This is a genomic window from Acidobacteriota bacterium, assembly GCA_033549365.1.
GTDB lineage: Bacteria > Acidobacteriota > Aminicenantia > Aminicenantales > Saccharicenantaceae > JAWSUF01.
In genome coordinates, this window is record JAWSUF010000006.1 from 55,311 (window position 1) to 71,280 (window position 15,970).

Here is a 15,970-nt window from a genome sequence, read left to right on the forward strand (position 1 = left end):
CTCTTCATTCAATCGTCCGCGCTGAAGGAGGAAATGCTCCGGAACTTGGCCACGATTTCCGGCAATTCCCGAAGCATGGCCGCGACGTCCTCTTCGGTCGTGAAACGGCCGAGCGAGATGCGGATGCAGGACCGGGCGATCTCCGGTTTGAGTCCGATGGCCATAAGAACGTGGGACGCCTCTTCGGAGTCTTCGCTGCAGGCCGACCCCGTGGAGACGCAGATGTCCTTGGTAGCCAGGGCCAGAAGAATGGCTTCAGATTCGAGGCCGGGAAAGGCGAAATTCAGCGTGCTTTTGATCCGACGCTCCGGATGGCCGTTGAAACGGACATTCGGAATCCCCGATTCAATTCCCTTTTTCAGGGTCTCGGCCAATTTTTCCAGCCGGGAACGGTCTTTCCGGCCTCTGTCTTCGAGAAGACGGACGGCTTCGCCGAAACCGATGATTCCGGCCGTATTTTCCGTCCCGGCTCTCATGCCGCGTTCCTGATGTCCGCCGTGGAGATAGGGATGGATGACGGTGCCTTTGCGGACAAACAATGCGCCGACGCCTTTCGGTCCGTAGACTTTATGGGCCGAGATCGTCAGAAGATCGACGCTCAGCTTCTCGACGTCGACATCCATTTTGCCGAAGGTCTGCACGGCATCGGTGTGCACCGGGATGTCTTTGTCATGGGCGATTTTCACAATTTCTTCGAGCGGCTGAATCGTGCCGATTTCGTTGTTGGCATGCATGATCGAGACAAGGGCCGTGCGCGGCGTCAGGGAATCCCGCAGAAAATCCAGGTCGACCGTTCCGGCGGCGTCCACCGGCACATAGGAGACATCCAGACCTTTCTTTTCCAGGTACCGGGCCGCTTCCAAAACGGCCGGATGTTCACTGGCCGAAACGACAACGGCATTTTTTTCCGGCCGGGCGTTGACGATCCCAAAGATCGCGGCGTTGTCGGACTCTGTTCCCGAACCCGTGAAGACGATCTCCGATCTTTGGGCGCCGATATAACGGGCGATGCGTTCCCGGGCTTCCGTGATCCTGTCTCTTACGGCGCGTCCGATCGGATACAGGGACGAGGGATTGCCGAAATGGTCCCTGAGGAAATGGGACATGACCTCGGCAACAGCCGGGTCCACGGGTGTCGTCGCATTATTGTCCAGGTAAACCATGGCAACTCCGTTTTTGCCGCCGGCGGCTCAGCGCCGGCTCTGAAATGTCGATCTCTTTATCCGCCGAGCTCCCGGATGATGATCGAAGCAACCTCCAGACCGGCCCTTTTCTGACCCTCCGCCGCAGCCGCTCCGATATGGGGCACGGCCGTAACCCGGGGATGATCGATGAGGGTGAAGTCTTCCGGCGGTTCCTTTTCAAAAACGTCCAGGGCCGCGGCCCGGACTTTTCCGGAGTTCAGCGCCTCCAGAAGCGCTTTTTCGTCCACGACGCCGCCCCGGGCCACATTGACGACGATGACGCCATCTTTCATTTTGTTGAACTCGGCTTCCCCGATCAGGGGCTGTTTCAGTTTGGGCACATGAAGGGTGAGGAGATCGGCCCGAGCCAACACGTCGTCCAGAGGCACCTGCTCGACGGCGAGATCGGTTTTGATCTCGATCACGTCAAAGGCCAGGACGGTCATGCCGAAGGCCAGGGCGCGCCGGGCGACTTCCAGGCCGATGCGTCCGCAGCCGATGATCCCCAGGGTCTTTCCGTAGAGCTCGGTTCCCGAAAAGGCCTTCTTCTCCCATTTGTGCTGCTTCATGGAAAAATTGGCCGGACCGTGGTGCCGGACGGCGCCCAGCATCAGACCGAACGTGTGCTCGGCCACCGTGATGGATGTGGCGGCGGGCGTATTGGCGACGGCGATGCCTTTGGCCTTGGCCGCGGCGACATCGATGTTATCGAGTCCGATTCCGGCCCGGACGATCAATTTGAGCGAGTCGGCGGCGTCGATGACCGGCTTGGTGATCCGGGTTGCGCTTCGGACGACCGCGGCATGAAAACCGGGGATGGTGCGCACGAGTTCGGCTTCATCCATGCCCGTCTTGACCACGACTTCGAAACCGGGAACGGCCTGGAGATTGGCCAGAGCTTCCTTGTCGAGCGAATCGGCGATCAGAATGCGAGTCATTGCCAACCCTCCTTGAGAACGGTCTGTGCGGCCCTGGCCGAGGCGCCGTATTCCACCTTGTATCCGAGGTCGTCCAACGTCATTTCCAGGGCGGAAAGGGCCGTCACGACATCGAATCCGCCCATGTAGCCGAGATGGGCGATCCTGAAGAACTTTCCTTTGTTGGGATCCTGAGCCCCGGCGATATAGGCCATATACTTGGACTGCATGACCTTGACGAGCTTGACGCCGTCGACGCCGTCCGGAACCTTGACGGCCGTGAGGATATTCCCCGGTTTCTCCGACAGAAGTTCCAAGCCGAGGGCTTGAATCCCGGCCCGGGTGGCGTCTCCCAAAAGACGGTGATGGGCGAAGAGCTGGTCCAGCCCCATGCCCTTGATGATGTCCAGGGCGTGTTTCTGCTGGATGATCAGGGAAATGGCCGGAGTCCAGGGCGTGGTTTTCTTTTCCAGATTCTTGCGGTATTTCTTAATGTCGAAGTAGAACTTGGGGAGCTTCGAGGTTTCCACAAACTTCCAGGCTTTCTTGCTGAAGGCGATATAGGCCAGCCCGGGCGGAATCATGAAGGACTTCTGGGAGCCGGAAACCATGACATCGACCTTCCACTCGTCCATCGGACAGGGCGTGGCTCCGGTTCCGGAAATACCGTCGACGACAAGGACGGCATCCGTTCCGGACACGACCTCGCCATATCCCTGAATATCGAACACGGCTCCGGAGGAGGTTTCCGATAGAGAGCTGAAAACGGCCTTGACGCCGGGATGAGCTTTGAGTTCGGCGGCAAGCTGATCCTTGGTGAAATCGCTCCCCCATTCGAGGACGATCTCATGGACGTCGACGCCGAAGGCGCGGCAGATGTTGCCCCAGCGCTCGCCGAATTTTCCGCCGCTGATGGAGATGGCTTTGTCTCCGGGACTGAGGAGGTTGATGACCGCCGTTTCCATGGCCCCGGAACCGGAGGATGTCAGAACATAGACGTCCTCTTTCGTGCCGAAGACGTACTGGATGCCCTCGGTCACTTCCATAAAGAGAGCCGAGAATTCCGGCGTTCTGTGGTGGATGATGGGCTCGGCCGCGGCCGATAGGGCGCGGTCCGGAACAGGAGTGGGCCCGGGAGAGAGAAGGTAGTATTTTTTAATCATATGAAGCCTCCTTGGCGAATATTGAAGGACAAATCCATCATAATCGGAAACCCCGTCATTTTCAACAGCCTTCGGGGGAAAACCCCTAAAGTTTAAGAAATAGCTCGGTCAGCAGGGCGGTCCGCTCGACGAGCGAGGACAGAAGCAGGTGTTCGTGTTCGGCATGGATGCCGTCTCCGTCCGGTCCGAGACCGTCCAGAGTGGGAAGGCCGAGCTCGGCGGCGATCGAGGCATCCGAACCGCCTCCCGACTTGCCGGCCTTGAGCGTCAGGCCGATTTCGCCGGCGATCTTTCGTGCCCGCTTGAGAAGAGCGAGGGATCCGGGAGTTTTTTCCATGGGCGGGGTTGTGCTTTCGAAGGAAACCTTGGTTTTCGAACGACGGAGAACGGGGCGGAGGTTTTTCAGGGTCTCGACGATCCGCTCCTTGTCCCGGGTTTTCCAGAATCGGAAATCGAGCACGGCCCAAGCTTCTCCGGCCACGATGTTGGCTTTATCCCCACCACCGGCACAGCCGATGTTCATCGTTGTCCCCTGAGTCCGCAGTTTTCTGAGCCGGAAAAGTTGATGCATCAGCTCTTCGACGGCGTTGATGCCTTTTTCCGGAGATCCGGCGTGGGCGGTTCGCCCCTGGACATCGAGCCGGGCCACAAGACGGCCTTTCCGTTCCATTTTCAATGCGCCGCCGGGAACGGCAGGCTCAAGGCAAAGTACGGCCGAGGCCTTACGGGCCAGTTTTCGAATCACGGCATGGGCGTCGGGGTCCCCGGTTTCCTCGGCGGAGTTGATGAGAATCCAAATGGTTTGGGATGGACTCAGATTGAGATTGCGCAGAGCCCCGAGAGCGGAGACGGCCATGACCAACCCGGCTTTCATGTCCAGAACGCCGGGCCCGTGGATCTTGTCGCCGGAAATATAAAACGGCATGCGGGCGGATTTTCCGACGGGCCAGACCGTGTCGATATGTGTCAGGACGAGGAGAGGTTTCTTGTCCTTCCGGGCCGTCGCGCCCGCAAACTCGATCAGATGGAGGTCGCCGATGTGTTTCTGAGGATAAGAGACGCCGCGCCCGCCGCATCTTTTAAGTTCTTTCACAGCGAAGGCGGAACATGCGTCCACGGCCTTTTTATCGCCGGTGGGGGATTCCAGCGCCACCATTTTTTTCAGGATGTGAACCATGTCTCCCTGGCGGGACTTGAAGTAGAGATGGAAATCCATGAACCTCCTCCTCTCCGTTTTCGATTTCTACTCTAACACAGGACGTTCCGAAAATCATCCCGCCGCCCTGCCGGGTTGCAATCCGACGAACATTTTCTTAATATAAAATTCAATCCCCTCATAAGGGATGAGGAATCATGAAGAAGATCCCGGCGCTATGTGCCGTTGCGGCCGCAATCCTTCTGATCGTCAGGATCGGAGCGCCGGGCGAAGTCTTTTATCCCTGGCAAAGCGTTCGGATCGGAGCCCTGGATCCCGAGGCTTGGGCCGGCCTGGCCTTTGTCACGGACAATGATTCCGGTTTCGCTTTTGGAATCAAACTGGAGAAATCCGGCCGTTCGGTCGAAAAACGGGATCTGTTTTACCTCGTCTCCGAAGTCGGACCTCATTCTCCGGACGGTCAATACAGCCGTATCCGTTTGGACACGGGGCTTCCTTTCGATATGGGCCGGGACACCCCGATCCTTATCAAACCCTCATCTGCGGAAACAGCCCTGATCCTGGAATGGAGCCGGCGGGATGAGAACACCATTGTGGGTCGACTTCGCTGTCCGGCCGGCATCACGGTGTCTCTGGAACATTATTTCCCCTGGCATTTTTCCGGGGAATACGGGATTCTGCCCGACGGGCGGGTGAGAGGCCGAAGCGCCGGACCCACGGAACCGCGAATCTATCAGCTCTGGACCGACAGTTTGGGCCGGGCGGCGGTCGATAAGGACAAGTCGACCCTGTCCCTGTCTTTTCCCATTGAAAAACGGCAGGACATCTATTTCGTGGCGGGAGTCGGCGACAGCGACGACGCCGTATCCAACCGGTCCTATCGCTACAAGAACAGAAGAACGATCGACACGCTTCTGGCCGAAGAGGAGGGCGCTTATGCCCGAAAGCGCGTGACCGTCGAAGGGCTTCACCAGGGAGTCGCGGCCGCCGCGACTCATACGGTTTTCTGGTCCGTTCTCTACCAAACCGAACGGGGAGGCGGTCTTCATGCTCCTTGCGGCAGAGATGGGTTTTGGGACAGGGAACGACTGATGTCGGAAACGGACGGCCTGGCAAATCATGACGGGTTCCTCAACGCTCTGACTCTTTCCGTGGAAAGCTCCCGCCATGCGCTGGACACCGTCCGGAGTTTGCTTGATACCCAATATCCCAACGGTATGATCCCCAGCCGGCAGGACGCCGGCAGCGGCACGCCCGACCGATCTCAACCGCCCCTCGGATCCTTTGTCGTCCTCAAGCTCTTCCAGAAGCTGGGGGACCGGGAGTTTTTGGAATACGCCTATCCCCGGCTCGAAAAATGGCACGCTTTCTGGAAATCACCCCGTCCGGGAGCCCTGGGGCCGCGCCGGGACGGAAACCGGGACGGACTTCTCGAGTGGGGAGCGGATTTGGAAAATGTCCCGCGGACGGCTCCGGATATCGAGAAACAGCTGTCCGGAAAGCGCCGGGCGATGTTGGAATCCGGACAAGACAATCTGGCCAACTGGGATGAGGCGTCTTTCAACGAAAGCACCGGGACACTGACCATGAACAGCCTGGACCTTAATTGTCTCTATGCCCTGGACGCCTGGTGCCTGGCTCAGATCGCCAGTCAACTCGACAAACCCCGGGATTACGAACGTTACCTGGCCGAATATGAAGCCCTCAGGGAGTTGATCAACACGCATATGTGGAACGAAAAAGAGGGTTTTTACTTCGACCGTCATTGGGACGGGCGTTTCTCGGCCGCCCAGGCCGCCTCGAACTTCTATCCTCTCCTGGCCCGCATTCCCGACGAACGCCGGGCCCTGCGTCTTCTCCGTCATCTTCTGGATCCGAAAAAGTTTTGGGGGGATTACGCCCTGCCGACCCTGTCCCGGGACAACCCGGCATTCAAGCCCGACGATCAACAGCCCTGGCGGGGAGCGATTCAACCCATGACCAACTATCTTGTCTATCAAGGTCTCAAAGCTTACGGTTTCGACGCCGTCGCCTCGGAATTCGCCGCAAAAAGCTCGGCCCTCCTGCTCAGGGCCTGGGACAGTTTCCAAATCGCTCCGGAATATTTCGACTCCCTGACCGGAGAAGCGGGCGGCCGGCGTCACCGCAGCGGAGCAGCCCTTCTGGCTCTTATGGCCATCGAGGAATATCTCGACTTCACTCCGTGGGAAGGCTTCCGGTTCGGGATTCTGGAGCCCCAAAAAACCGGACGCCTGACCCGAATCGCGGTCCAGGGACGCCACTATCAGGTGGATGTGTCAAGATCCCGAACCCTTCTTCGTGAGGAGGGCCGGGAAATTCTGAACGCCAACGGCCCGGCGGTTTTTCGAAGATTTCTCTATGATGAGCGGGAAGTCTCTTTTTCCGTCAAATCCCTGAGCGACATCCGCATCCGCCTGTCTCTTCCCGGAAGGGGCAAATACCAGATCCTCGTCGACGGCAGTGAATTGGAGATTTTCCGGGGTCGATCGGTTCGATTCCGGGTTCCCCGCGGAGATCATGCCGTAGACATTCTGCTTCTCGAAAAAGACGAATAGGGTTGCCTTAAGCCATGAAAACGCGCTATATATTCCGGAAGGTGAAATCGCGATAGCCACGAAACGACAAGGAGGTTGATATGGCCCATTATTCCCGGAGGGATTTTTTTAGAACCGGAGCGAAGATCGGAGCCCTTGCGGCAATCGGCGGCCATCCGGTTTTCGGACGGACGTCCGATGCCTTGAGCGGCCCCCGGGTTGTGGCCAGCGGCAACGGCTTGCCTGCGACAGAAAAGGCCATGGAGTTATTGGGCGCCGGCCGAGATGTTCTGGATGCCGTCATCGCAGGTGTCAATATCGTTGAAAACGACCCGGAGGACACATCCGTGGGTTATGGCGGCCTGCCCAATGAAGACGGTGTCGTCGAACTCGATGCCTCGGTCCTGCACGGTCCGACCCACAACGCCGGAGCGGTGGCCGCCCTTCGCAACATCAAGAATCCGTCAATCGTCGCCCGATTGGTCATGGAACGAACCGACCATGCCCTTCTGGTGGGGGAGGGCGCTCTGCGTTTCGCCCGCGCCCACGGCCTTCCGGAGGAAAACCTTCTGACCGAAAGAGCCCGCAAAGCCTGGCTGAGATGGAAGGAAAACCTTTCCGACAGAGACAACTGGTTTCCGCCGAAATCCGAACGCCTGGAGGGAGCGCTGCGGGATTATGTCATGACCTATGGAACCATCAACTGCCTGGCCCTCGATGCCGGAGGCGATCTCGCGGGGGTCACGACAACCAGCGGGCTGTCCTATAAAATTCCGGGAAGAGTCGGGGATTCCCCCATTGTCGGGGCGGGACTCTATGTGGACAACACCATCGGGGCCGCAGGCTCGACGGGAAGAGGGGAAGCCAATATGCTCAACTGCGGAAGCTTCAGCGTCGTCCGGTATATGGGAGAAGGTTTGGCGCCGGAAGCCGCCTGTATGAAAGCCCTGGAGGACATCGTCCGGACGACACAACGGCAGCCTAACCTGTTGGACGAGAAAAAACGGCCGCGATTCGGTCTCAATTTCTACGCGCTGAACAAAAAAGGGGAATTCGGCGCCGCCACGATCTGGAGCGGCGCCCGCTTCGCCGTTCACGATGGAAAAGACAACCGGCTGCGGGAATCGGCCTATCTTTTCAAGCGGTCCTGATTCCGGCCGCACGCCGGCATGACGATGACGGGGTTACCATTCCTCGAGAACCAGGACTGTATAGCCTCCGTCGGCCAGCTTTTGAGACAGCCGGGCCGCATCATTCCTGTCGCGGGCCCGGATCCGAACGCGGTAATAGACCTGAAGGGGCGTTTCATAGCGGCTGATAACGACTCTGCGGTAGGATCGGGACAATTTTTTTCTAACCGCCTCGGCGTTTCTTCGGGATGTGAAAGAGCCGACCTGGACCGAAAACCGGGCGGCCGAGGGGCGCGGGGAAAGATGCCTCAAGACCTCAATCCTGACACGGGCGGTTCCCGGTCCCACCATATCGATGACCTTGGCGGCGGCATAAGACAGGTCGATGATGCGGTTTTTCACAAACGGACCGCGATCGTTGATGCGGACGACACAGGACAGGCCGTTGTCCAGATTTGCGACCATGACGTGGGTGTCGAAAGGAAGGGTCGGGTGGGCGGCGGTCATGTCGTTCATATCATAGATTTCCCGGCTCGAAGTCGGGCGCCCATGGAAATCGGGTCCGTACCAGGAAGCGATCCCCGTTTGAATGTTTCCTCCCGGATAAACTCCGGTCCGCATGCAGGAGACGCCCCAGACGGCCAGAAGGATCAGCAGCCCGAGCGTTGTCTTTCTCATCGAACGTTTTTTCATCTTGCCAGGAAACACCGGAAAATTCAAGGAACACACCCCGCCTCGCCGGAGATCGAGTCTTGAAAAAATTTCTGAAATCCGTTTTTCCGTTCCTGCCCGCCGCCCTGTACTATGGTCTCATTTTCTATGTCTCCTCGAGGAACGTGGAGTTTCCTCTCTCTTTGCCGGGTCGTCACGCCGACAAAGCCCTGCATATTTTGGAGTTTGCCGTACTCGGCTGGCTTCTGGCTTTCGGGTTCTCCCGAATTAAAAGCCTATCTCCCCGAAACCGGGCCGCCGCCGTTTTGTTAACCGGCGCCGTGCTGGGGATTCTCGACGAAGTTCATCAGAGCTTCGTTCCCGGGCGCCATCCCGATCTCTGGGACATCGCGGCCGACATCGTCGGGATCGCTTTTGGGTACTGGGTCTATCGAATCCCGGCCCGGTTTTCCCGGAAACCCTCCTGACCGAAATCAAGACGCACAGGCTTCCGGTTGTCACACGGCCGAGCTTTGTGATATCAATAGAAATCCGAAGGGAGGCCGACATGGACGATTGCGGCAAAATGCTATCCTCTTTCGAATATCCGGGCCGGCTGATCATGATCGGCTCTCCGGCTGAATCCGGAGGCATCACCGTCGTTTACGCGGTGACGGGCCGATCCCCGTCGAGCCGGGCCCGAAAGTTGATCCGGGACGGCGACAGCGTGCTTGTCCGTCCCCTGGATGACGAGATCTTGAAGACCGGCGATCCCGATCTTCTCATCTATCCCGCCGTTCGCGCCATGCCGGGTGCGCTGGCCGTATCCAACGGCAAACACACGGAAGACGCGGCCGACCGCATGCCGGGGAAGACCGATCCCGTCGGCGTTCTCAACACCGCCCTTGAATCTTGGGAATACGAGCCCGATAAACCGACCTTCACCCCCCGAATCGCCGGCTGTGTGCTGCGGGGCGGGAAGGCGGCCTTGAGCCTGATCCGCCGCGGACCGGAAGATCGGGCTCTCAAGATTCATACGGAAATACCGCTTATCAAGGGGACGTGCTGGATTCTTTCCACTTATTCCGGCCGGAATGTCGACCCTCTTCCGTCATTTCGGGGCGAACCGCTCGAGGCGGCGTTTCAGCCGGGAGGCGCCCAAAGCGCGGCGGACCATGTTTACGACGCTCTGGCGCCCCAAGGATCGGGAGCGGATTTCCGGGTGGCCGTCGCCGCGGCGCATTCCCCCGATTTCGGTCTCGATTCTTGGGACATCATGATCATCAATCGATGCGAAAGGACCTGACCCCATGACCGAAAAAAAAGAAAAAGAGAGGACGTCCCGAACCCAGTATCTGACAAAAATCCGGGAAGATTTTCCGGATTCGCTCATGTTTGGAGACACCCGCTTCACGAAAGCGATCGCCATGCGTTACGGCGAAAATCCCGGCACTCCCGCCGCTTTCTATCGGGAGGAGGGCGCCACCGGACCCAACATGGCCGGAATCGAGGTGATCCGGGAAGGCAGCAAAGGCCTGAGCTTCATCAATGTCGGGGATATGGATCTCGGCCAGAGGCTGGCCCGGAGATTGTCGGCCGTTTTTCCAGGAAAATCCGTTGGCGTCCTCATCAAGCACGAAATGCCCAGCGGAGTCGCCCTGGGGGACGATCCCGTCGAAACGTTTGAAAAGGCCTGGGGGTGCGATTCTCTTTCGAACTTCGGCAGTGTCGATGTTTTCAACTTCGCCGTAACCGTGCCGTTGGCCCGGATTCTGGTTGAAAGCCCCCGGAACATCGAAGTCGTCTATGCCCCGGGATTCGATCCGGACGCTCTGGACATCCTTTCGGGAAGAAAAAGCCTTCGCGTGGTCCGGATGGCCGGGGGCGTGGGCGATCCCGCCATGGACAACGGGTTGGAATTCAAGCGCGTCGCCGGAGGGCTGCTGGTGCAACAGCGTTTTGAATCCCGGATCCAATCCCCCCGGGATGTCGATGTCATCTCACGCCGTCAACCCGATCCTGAGGAAATCCAGGCCGCTCTTCTGGCCTGGACGGTCGCCTGTTTCACCCGTTCGAACGCCATTGTCATCGGAAAGGCCGACAAGATTCACGGGATCGGATCGGGGCAGAGAAGCCGCATCGATGCCGCCGAGGACGCCATCCGTCTCTCGCGCCGGGGATTCGGTCCCGAAGGCTCCACCATGGCTTCGGACGCCTTCATGCCTTTCCCTGATGTCGTCGAACTGGCCGCCGCCCACGGCATCCGGTCGATCATTTATCCCTTGGGTTCGCTGCGCGACGCCGACGTGATGGCCCGAGCCGATGAACTCGGCCTGGCCATGATGGCCACACGGCGGCCCGGTGAAGTCGACTGCGAAAGGTGCTTTCTCCATCGATGAGCCCTGCCCGGAAAAAATCGGCGGCCGAGGAAAGCCCGCGCTCATCCGTCGATCGGGGCCTCGACACCTATCGAAAGAAACGCGATTTCGAAAAAACGAATGAGCCGGCATCTTCCCGGGAGCAAGGCCCCGAGGGAAGGCGCGTTTACGCGATTCAGGAGCATCACGCCTCCCGGCTTCACTACGATCTGAGGCTCGAAGACGGCGGTGTTTTGAAGAGCTGGGCCGTACCCAAGACTCCACCCGAAAAAGATGGCGTCCGGCGTTTGGCCGTCCAAACAGAAGACCACCCTCTGGGATATGAAACGTTCGAAGGCGTCATCCCGGAAGGCGAATACGGCGCCGGCCGCGTCAAAATTTGGGATTCGGGAACTTACGAACTCCTCGAAAACGATCCCGGGAAAAAAGTCCTGAGAATCGACGGCCGAAGGCTCCGGGGTCGATTCGCCCTGATCAAGCTCAAGCCCAAGAACGGAGATGACGACAGCTGGCTGTTTTTTAAACTGAAAGACAAGGGTTGAACATGATGAGAAGGCAACGATATCCCGCCTTTATAAGACGGCTGTCCGCGGTCGTGATCCTGCTGCTGATCGCGGCCGGGGGAGCCGGAGCCGGCTCGGAACAGCCGGTCGAGCGTCCGTTTCTCGGAGAAATGGAACGGATCCGTTCCATCGGGTTGTCCGAAGAATACGCCTTCGACATTTTGAAACGGCTGACGGCCTTGGGACCGCGCTTGACCGCTTCGCCTCAGGCCGCCGCCGCCGTCGATCTCATGGCCCGGGAAATGGAAGATCTCGGATTTGAGAACGTGAGCCTTGAACCCGTCACGGTCGGCCGCTGGGTCCGGGGAGACAGGGAAGAGGCCCGGATTGTCCATTCATCCCAAATCGGCATGCAATCCCTGGCCGTCTGTGCATTGGGAGGCAGCGTGCCCACGCCCCCGGGAGGTTTGACGGCCCCCGTCATCGAAGTCCGTTCATTCGATGAGCTTCCGGCCTTGGGCGCCCGGCTTCAAGGAAAAATCGTCTTTTTCAACCGGCCGATGGATCGAACCGTCATGGAGAGTTTCTCCGCCTACGGCACGGCGGCCGAAAACAGGGTCCGCGGCGCCGCGGAGGCGGCCCGCTACGGCGCCGCCGCCGTCCTCGTCCGGTCCCTGACGTTCCGCCTGAACAATCACCCGCATACCGGTCTTCTTCGCTACGATGAGGACGGTCCCCGTATCCCGGCCGCCGCCGTCAGCACCCTCGGCGCGGAAATGCTCAGCGCCCTTCTCAAGAAAGGACCCGATGTCCGCGTTTTTCTTGAATTGACCTGCGAGACTCTTTCTCCTGTCGTGTCCCATAACGTGATCGGCGAAATCCGCGGATCCGAGTTTCCCGACGAAATCATCCTCGTCGGCGGACATCTCGACAGCTGGGATCTCGGAACAGGCGCCCATGACGACGGGGCGGGCTGTGTCCAGTCCATCGAGGCGTTGCGCCTGATCAAAAAAGCCGGCTTGGTCCCCCGAAGAACGATCCGGGCGGTTCTCTTCATGGACGAGGAATTCGGAGGGACGGGCGGGAGGGCTTATGCCGCGGCTCCCGGCCGGAAAGGAGAGCGGCACCTCGCAGCCATGGAATCCGACCGCGGGGGTTTTCTGCCCATCGGGATCGGCGCCGGCGCGGACCCGAGCCTGGTCGAAAAACTCCGAAAACGGGAACACCTCTGGAGTCCCCTCGGCATTCACTGGGTTCGAACAGGCGGCGGTGGAGTGGATATCGCCCCTCTCGGCGAACAGGGCACGCACCTCATGTCCGTCATGCCCGACGCTCATCGCTATTTCGATGTCCACCATTCGGCTCTGGACGTTCTAGAGGCCGTGCATCCCAGAGAACTTGAGCTCGGGGCCGTCGTCATGGCCGTTCTGGCCTTTATTCTGGCCCAGGAAGGAGTCTGATCATGCCGGAAAAGATCCTGACCATGGTTCTCTGCGGCGGCCGGGGAGAGCGGCTCTACCCTTTGACCAAAGACCGGGCCAAACCGGCCGTGCCGTTTCTCGGGAGTTATCGCATCATCGACTTCAGCCTTTCCAACGCCACGAACTCCGGTTTCCGAAGAATCGCTCTGCTCACGCAGTACAAATCCCTTTCGCTCGAACGGCATATTCTGAACGGATGGAACATCTTCAACACCGAAACCGGAGAATTCATCCTGTCGCTTCCCGCTCAGGGCCGGGTCGGAGAACGGTGGTACGAGGGCACGGCCGATGCCGTCTTCCAAAACATCTACACCATTCAGGAGGAAAACCCGTCCCGCGTGCTCGTGCTGTCCGGCGATCATATCTACAAGGCGGATTACCGGAAAGTCCTGAAATTCGCTCTCGACCGGAACGCCGAGACCGTCGTCATGGCCAAACTGGCTCCGGCCGCCCAGGCGTCCCGTTTCGGCATACTCGGCGTCGATGAAAGCGGCCGCATTCTCGATTTTCAAGAAAAGCCGCGGCATCCGGCTCCATCGCCCTGGCATCCGGACATGTCCCTCGTTTCCATGGGCGTATACCTGTTCGAAACCCGGTCTCTCATCAAGGCGCTGATCCGCGATGCCAAGAACAAGGCGAGTGCCCATGATTTCGGAAAAAACGTTCTTCCGGAGATGATCAGCCGGTCCACCGTTTACGCCTATGTTTTCGACGACTACTGGGAGGATATCGGAACCCTCGATGCCTATTGGGAAGCGCACCGGTTGTTTCTCTCGACCGAACCTCCCTTCCTGATGAACGATCCCGCCTGGCCTATTCGAACTTACAAACCCCAGTATCCGGCTTCCATGATCGCAGGGGGAAAGATCGCCGGATCCGTTGTCGCCTCGGGATGCCGGATTTACGGTGGGACCATTCAGGATTCCCTCATTTCGGAGGGGGTGACCATCAAAGACAACGCCGAAATCCGCGATTCCGTCATCCTGGAAGGCGCGACCGTCGGACGAAACGCGCGGATCCGCAAGACCGTGATCGACAAGGGAGCGATCATTCCCGAAGGATTCACCGTGGGATATGACGACGACGCCGACAGACGTTATTTTAAAATCAGCCGTGAAGGACTCCGCGTCATTCCGAAAAACTGGAATCTCGAATGATCCAGAGGCACGACTTTTTTTTCACGGATCTTCAGCGTGAGGCCTCCCGGGAACTGTCTCTCCTTTCCATCGTCGCCCAGAGTTTTTTTCAGCCGTTTTCCATTGTCGACAACCTCCTGGTCATCTTGACGGCCCTCACCTCGGGGGCCGGAATCGGCTTCAATCGGGCCATGCTCTTTTTGAAAAAGGACGACCGCCTGAAAGGGGAAATATGGCTGGGTCCGCGATCGGCGGAGGAGGCCGCAACCATCTGGGAGGTTTTATCCCACCCGGGCATCGGCTATATTGAGATTATCGAACACAATCGCAGCCTTGTCGCCCGAAACGCCGACACCCTGAGCCGCCGGATCCGCGATTTATCCTATTCCCTGGAGGCGGCCGTTCTTCCCGTGCCCGCCCTCCCCGTACGGGACAGGCACATCTACCATGTTCGGGAGGCCGGAAGCGATCCTCTCGTCGACGAGAAATTCCATGCGATCATCGGTCAGGAGGAATTCCTTTGCGTTCCCCTGGTCGCCGGAAACGACTCTTTCGGCGTCATCATTCTGGACAACGCCATCACGGGAAATCCGATCGGCCTCCGAGAGATCGAGCTGGCCGGACTCTGCGGCCTGATCGCCGGAAATTACGTCCATTCCGCCGAACTCCATCAGAAAATCATCGACATGGAACGGATGGCCGCGTTGGGGGAAATGGCCGCCTTTATCACGCACCAACTCCGCAATCCGTTGACCGTGATCGGGGGTTTCGCCGATCAGATCCTGAACGGGCGGGCTTCGGGTGAGAAGCGCGAACGCAACCTGGGGATCATCCGGGACGAAATCCGGCGGCTGGAGGATTTTGTCGAAAAAATCGCCCAGCATTTCAAAACCCGTTCGAAGGAACCCGAATATTTCGATCTCCGGCCCTTTGTGGAGGATGTTCTCCGGAATCCGGCGATCTCGGACAAGAGCGCCGCGATCCGCCTGGTTTTAAAAATGCCCAAAGAGCCCCCCCCGGTCCTCGGCATTCCCGCCGCCATGGCCGAAGTCGTCCGGAATATCATCGACAACGCCCTGGACGCCACGCCACCGGGCGGGGAAGTCGTCATCCGGGGCGCGCGCCGCAACACATCCGGGTTCGTCTTGTCCGTCAAGGATTCTGGGGCCGGAATTCCATCACGAGATCTCGACCGGATGTTCACACCGTTTTTCACGACGAAAGAGAAGGGGATGGGTCTCGGACTCCTGTTTGCCAAGCGCATGGTTGAAGCGAGCGGCGGACGAGTCGAAATCCAGAGCCGCCAGGGCAAGGGAACGCTGATCCGGCTGATTCTCAAATGCCGGGAAAAGGAAGAGACCGCATGAAACGCATCCTGCTCGTCGATGACGAAAAATCCCTGGGCCTGCTTTACGAGGAAGAGTTGACAAAGGAAGGCTATGCCGTCAAGGTCGTTCACGACGCCGAGTCGGCCTTGAAAATCCTTGACCGCCAGGCCTTCGATCTGATCATCACCGACATCCGGATGCCGGGGAAAGACGGCGTGGAGCTCATCACGGAGATCCTGGGCCGCAGGCGGGACATTCCCATCATCATCAACACCGCCTATCAGAGCTACAGGGATGACTTCATGACCTGGGCGGCCGATGCCTATGTCGTCAAGTCCTCGTCCCTCGACGAACTCCTGAAGACGATCCGCGACCTGATCGGCTGATC

The 15,970-nt window shown here is 58.9% G+C and carries 15 protein-coding genes; 10 read left to right on the forward strand and 5 right to left on the reverse strand.

Annotated features, from left to right (window positions below):
* Positions 1-8: 8 nt before the first annotated feature.
* The 4 genes from SCM96_09950 to SCM96_09965 form a co-directional block, all read right to left on the reverse strand.
* Complete coding sequence (locus SCM96_09950) at positions 9-1,163, reverse strand: cysteine desulfurase family protein (protein MDW7760944.1); 1,155 nt, start codon at positions 1,161-1,163, stop codon at positions 9-11.
* A gap of 56 nt (positions 1,164-1,219) precedes the next feature.
* Positions 1,220-2,122, reverse strand: coding sequence for a hydroxyacid dehydrogenase (locus tag SCM96_09955; GenBank protein MDW7760945.1), 903 nt, complete (start codon positions 2,120-2,122; stop codon positions 1,220-1,222).
* Entirely contained in the window at positions 2,119-3,264 is a 1,146-nt protein-coding gene (locus SCM96_09960) for an alanine--glyoxylate aminotransferase family protein (GenBank protein MDW7760946.1), read from the reverse strand. The genes SCM96_09955 and SCM96_09960 overlap by 4 nt, the downstream gene beginning before the upstream one ends.
* A gap of 85 nt (positions 3,265-3,349) precedes the next feature.
* Positions 3,350-4,480: a M20 family metallopeptidase gene (locus SCM96_09965; GenBank protein MDW7760947.1), complete on the reverse strand. Its 1,131-nt coding sequence runs from the start codon at positions 4,478-4,480 to the stop codon at positions 3,350-3,352.
* Positions 4,481-4,617: 137 nt separating this feature from the next.
* Between SCM96_09965 and SCM96_09970 the strand changes: the two genes are divergently transcribed.
* The gene (locus SCM96_09970; GenBank protein MDW7760948.1) at positions 4,618-6,996 is read left to right on the forward strand and encodes a trehalase family glycosidase; all 2,379 of its coding nucleotides are present in this window, start codon (positions 4,618-4,620) and stop codon (positions 6,994-6,996) included.
* 80 nt (positions 6,997-7,076) lie between these two features.
* The gene (locus SCM96_09975; protein ID MDW7760949.1) at positions 7,077-8,126 is read left to right on the forward strand and encodes a N(4)-(beta-N-acetylglucosaminyl)-L-asparaginase; all 1,050 of its coding nucleotides are present in this window, start codon (positions 7,077-7,079) and stop codon (positions 8,124-8,126) included.
* A gap of 33 nt (positions 8,127-8,159) precedes the next feature.
* Here SCM96_09975 and SCM96_09980 read toward each other — a convergent pair whose 3' ends face one another.
* Positions 8,160-8,783, reverse strand: a complete 624-nt coding sequence (locus tag SCM96_09980) for a septal ring lytic transglycosylase RlpA family protein (protein MDW7760950.1) — start codon at positions 8,781-8,783, stop codon at positions 8,160-8,162.
* A 74-nt stretch (positions 8,784-8,857) separates the two neighbouring features.
* Here SCM96_09980 and SCM96_09985 point away from each other — a divergent pair, with 74 nt between their 5' ends.
* The 8 genes from SCM96_09985 (at position 8,858) to SCM96_10020 (ending at position 15,968) form a co-directional block, all read left to right on the forward strand.
* Positions 8,858-9,244: a VanZ family protein gene (locus tag SCM96_09985; GenBank protein MDW7760951.1), complete on the forward strand. Its 387-nt coding sequence runs from the start codon at positions 8,858-8,860 to the stop codon at positions 9,242-9,244.
* Between the two features lie 80 nt (positions 9,245-9,324).
* Complete coding sequence (locus tag SCM96_09990; GenBank protein ID MDW7760952.1) at positions 9,325-10,062, forward strand: IMP cyclohydrolase; 738 nt, start codon at positions 9,325-9,327, stop codon at positions 10,060-10,062.
* 4 nt (positions 10,063-10,066) lie between these two features.
* On the forward strand, positions 10,067-11,155 hold the full coding sequence (locus SCM96_09995) for a hypothetical protein (GenBank protein ID MDW7760953.1): 1,089 nt from the start codon (positions 10,067-10,069) through the stop codon (positions 11,153-11,155).
* The gene (locus SCM96_10000; protein ID MDW7760954.1) at positions 11,152-11,676 is read left to right on the forward strand and encodes a DNA polymerase ligase N-terminal domain-containing protein; all 525 of its coding nucleotides are present in this window, start codon (positions 11,152-11,154) and stop codon (positions 11,674-11,676) included. The genes SCM96_09995 and SCM96_10000 overlap by 4 nt, the downstream gene beginning before the upstream one ends.
* A 2-nt stretch (positions 11,677-11,678) precedes the next feature.
* Positions 11,679-13,097: a M20/M25/M40 family metallo-hydrolase gene (locus SCM96_10005; GenBank protein MDW7760955.1), complete on the forward strand. Its 1,419-nt coding sequence runs from the start codon at positions 11,679-11,681 to the stop codon at positions 13,095-13,097.
* 2 nt (positions 13,098-13,099) lie between these two features.
* Complete coding sequence (gene glgC / locus SCM96_10010; protein ID MDW7760956.1) at positions 13,100-14,275, forward strand: glucose-1-phosphate adenylyltransferase; 1,176 nt, start codon at positions 13,100-13,102, stop codon at positions 14,273-14,275.
* Positions 14,272-15,621, forward strand: coding sequence for an ATP-binding protein (locus SCM96_10015; protein ID MDW7760957.1), 1,350 nt, complete (start codon positions 14,272-14,274; stop codon positions 15,619-15,621). The genes glgC and SCM96_10015 overlap by 4 nt, the downstream gene beginning before the upstream one ends.
* Positions 15,618-15,968, forward strand: a complete 351-nt coding sequence (locus SCM96_10020; protein ID MDW7760958.1) for a response regulator — start codon at positions 15,618-15,620, stop codon at positions 15,966-15,968. Before SCM96_10015 ends, SCM96_10020 begins: the two co-directional genes overlap by 4 nt.
* Positions 15,969-15,970: the final 2 nt, after the last annotated feature.

What these genes read in the sequence shown, in the direction of transcription:
- SCM96_09955 (MDW7760945.1), bottom strand. Translation starts at nt 2,122, where the DNA reads ATGACTCGCATTCTGATCGCCGATTCGCTCGACAAGGAAGCTCTGGCC.
- SCM96_09965 (MDW7760947.1), bottom strand. Translation starts at nt 4,480, where the DNA reads ATGGATTTCCATCTCTACTTCAAGTCCCGCCAGGGAGACATGGTTCAC.
- SCM96_10020 (MDW7760958.1), top strand. Translation starts at nt 15,618, where the DNA reads ATGAAACGCATCCTGCTCGTCGATGACGAAAAATCCCTGGGCCTGCTT.
- glgC (MDW7760956.1), top strand. Translation starts at nt 13,100, where the DNA reads ATGCCGGAAAAGATCCTGACCATGGTTCTCTGCGGCGGCCGGGGAGAG.
- SCM96_09980 (MDW7760950.1), bottom strand. Translation starts at nt 8,783, where the DNA reads ATGAGAAAGACAACGCTCGGGCTGCTGATCCTTCTGGCCGTCTGGGGC.
- SCM96_09970 (MDW7760948.1), top strand. Translation starts at nt 4,618, where the DNA reads ATGAAGAAGATCCCGGCGCTATGTGCCGTTGCGGCCGCAATCCTTCTG.
- SCM96_09960 (MDW7760946.1), bottom strand. Translation starts at nt 3,264, where the DNA reads ATGATTAAAAAATACTACCTTCTCTCTCCCGGGCCCACTCCTGTTCCG.
- SCM96_09990 (MDW7760952.1), top strand. Translation starts at nt 9,325, where the DNA reads ATGGACGATTGCGGCAAAATGCTATCCTCTTTCGAATATCCGGGCCGG.
- SCM96_10000 (MDW7760954.1), top strand. Translation starts at nt 11,152, where the DNA reads ATGAGCCCTGCCCGGAAAAAATCGGCGGCCGAGGAAAGCCCGCGCTCA.
- SCM96_10005 (MDW7760955.1), top strand. Translation starts at nt 11,679, where the DNA reads ATGATGAGAAGGCAACGATATCCCGCCTTTATAAGACGGCTGTCCGCG.
- SCM96_10015 (MDW7760957.1), top strand. Translation starts at nt 14,272, where the DNA reads ATGATCCAGAGGCACGACTTTTTTTTCACGGATCTTCAGCGTGAGGCC.
- SCM96_09950 (MDW7760944.1), bottom strand. Translation starts at nt 1,163, where the DNA reads ATGGTTTACCTGGACAATAATGCGACGACACCCGTGGACCCGGCTGTT.
- SCM96_09995 (MDW7760953.1), top strand. Translation starts at nt 10,067, where the DNA reads ATGACCGAAAAAAAAGAAAAAGAGAGGACGTCCCGAACCCAGTATCTG.
- SCM96_09975 (MDW7760949.1), top strand. Translation starts at nt 7,077, where the DNA reads ATGGCCCATTATTCCCGGAGGGATTTTTTTAGAACCGGAGCGAAGATC.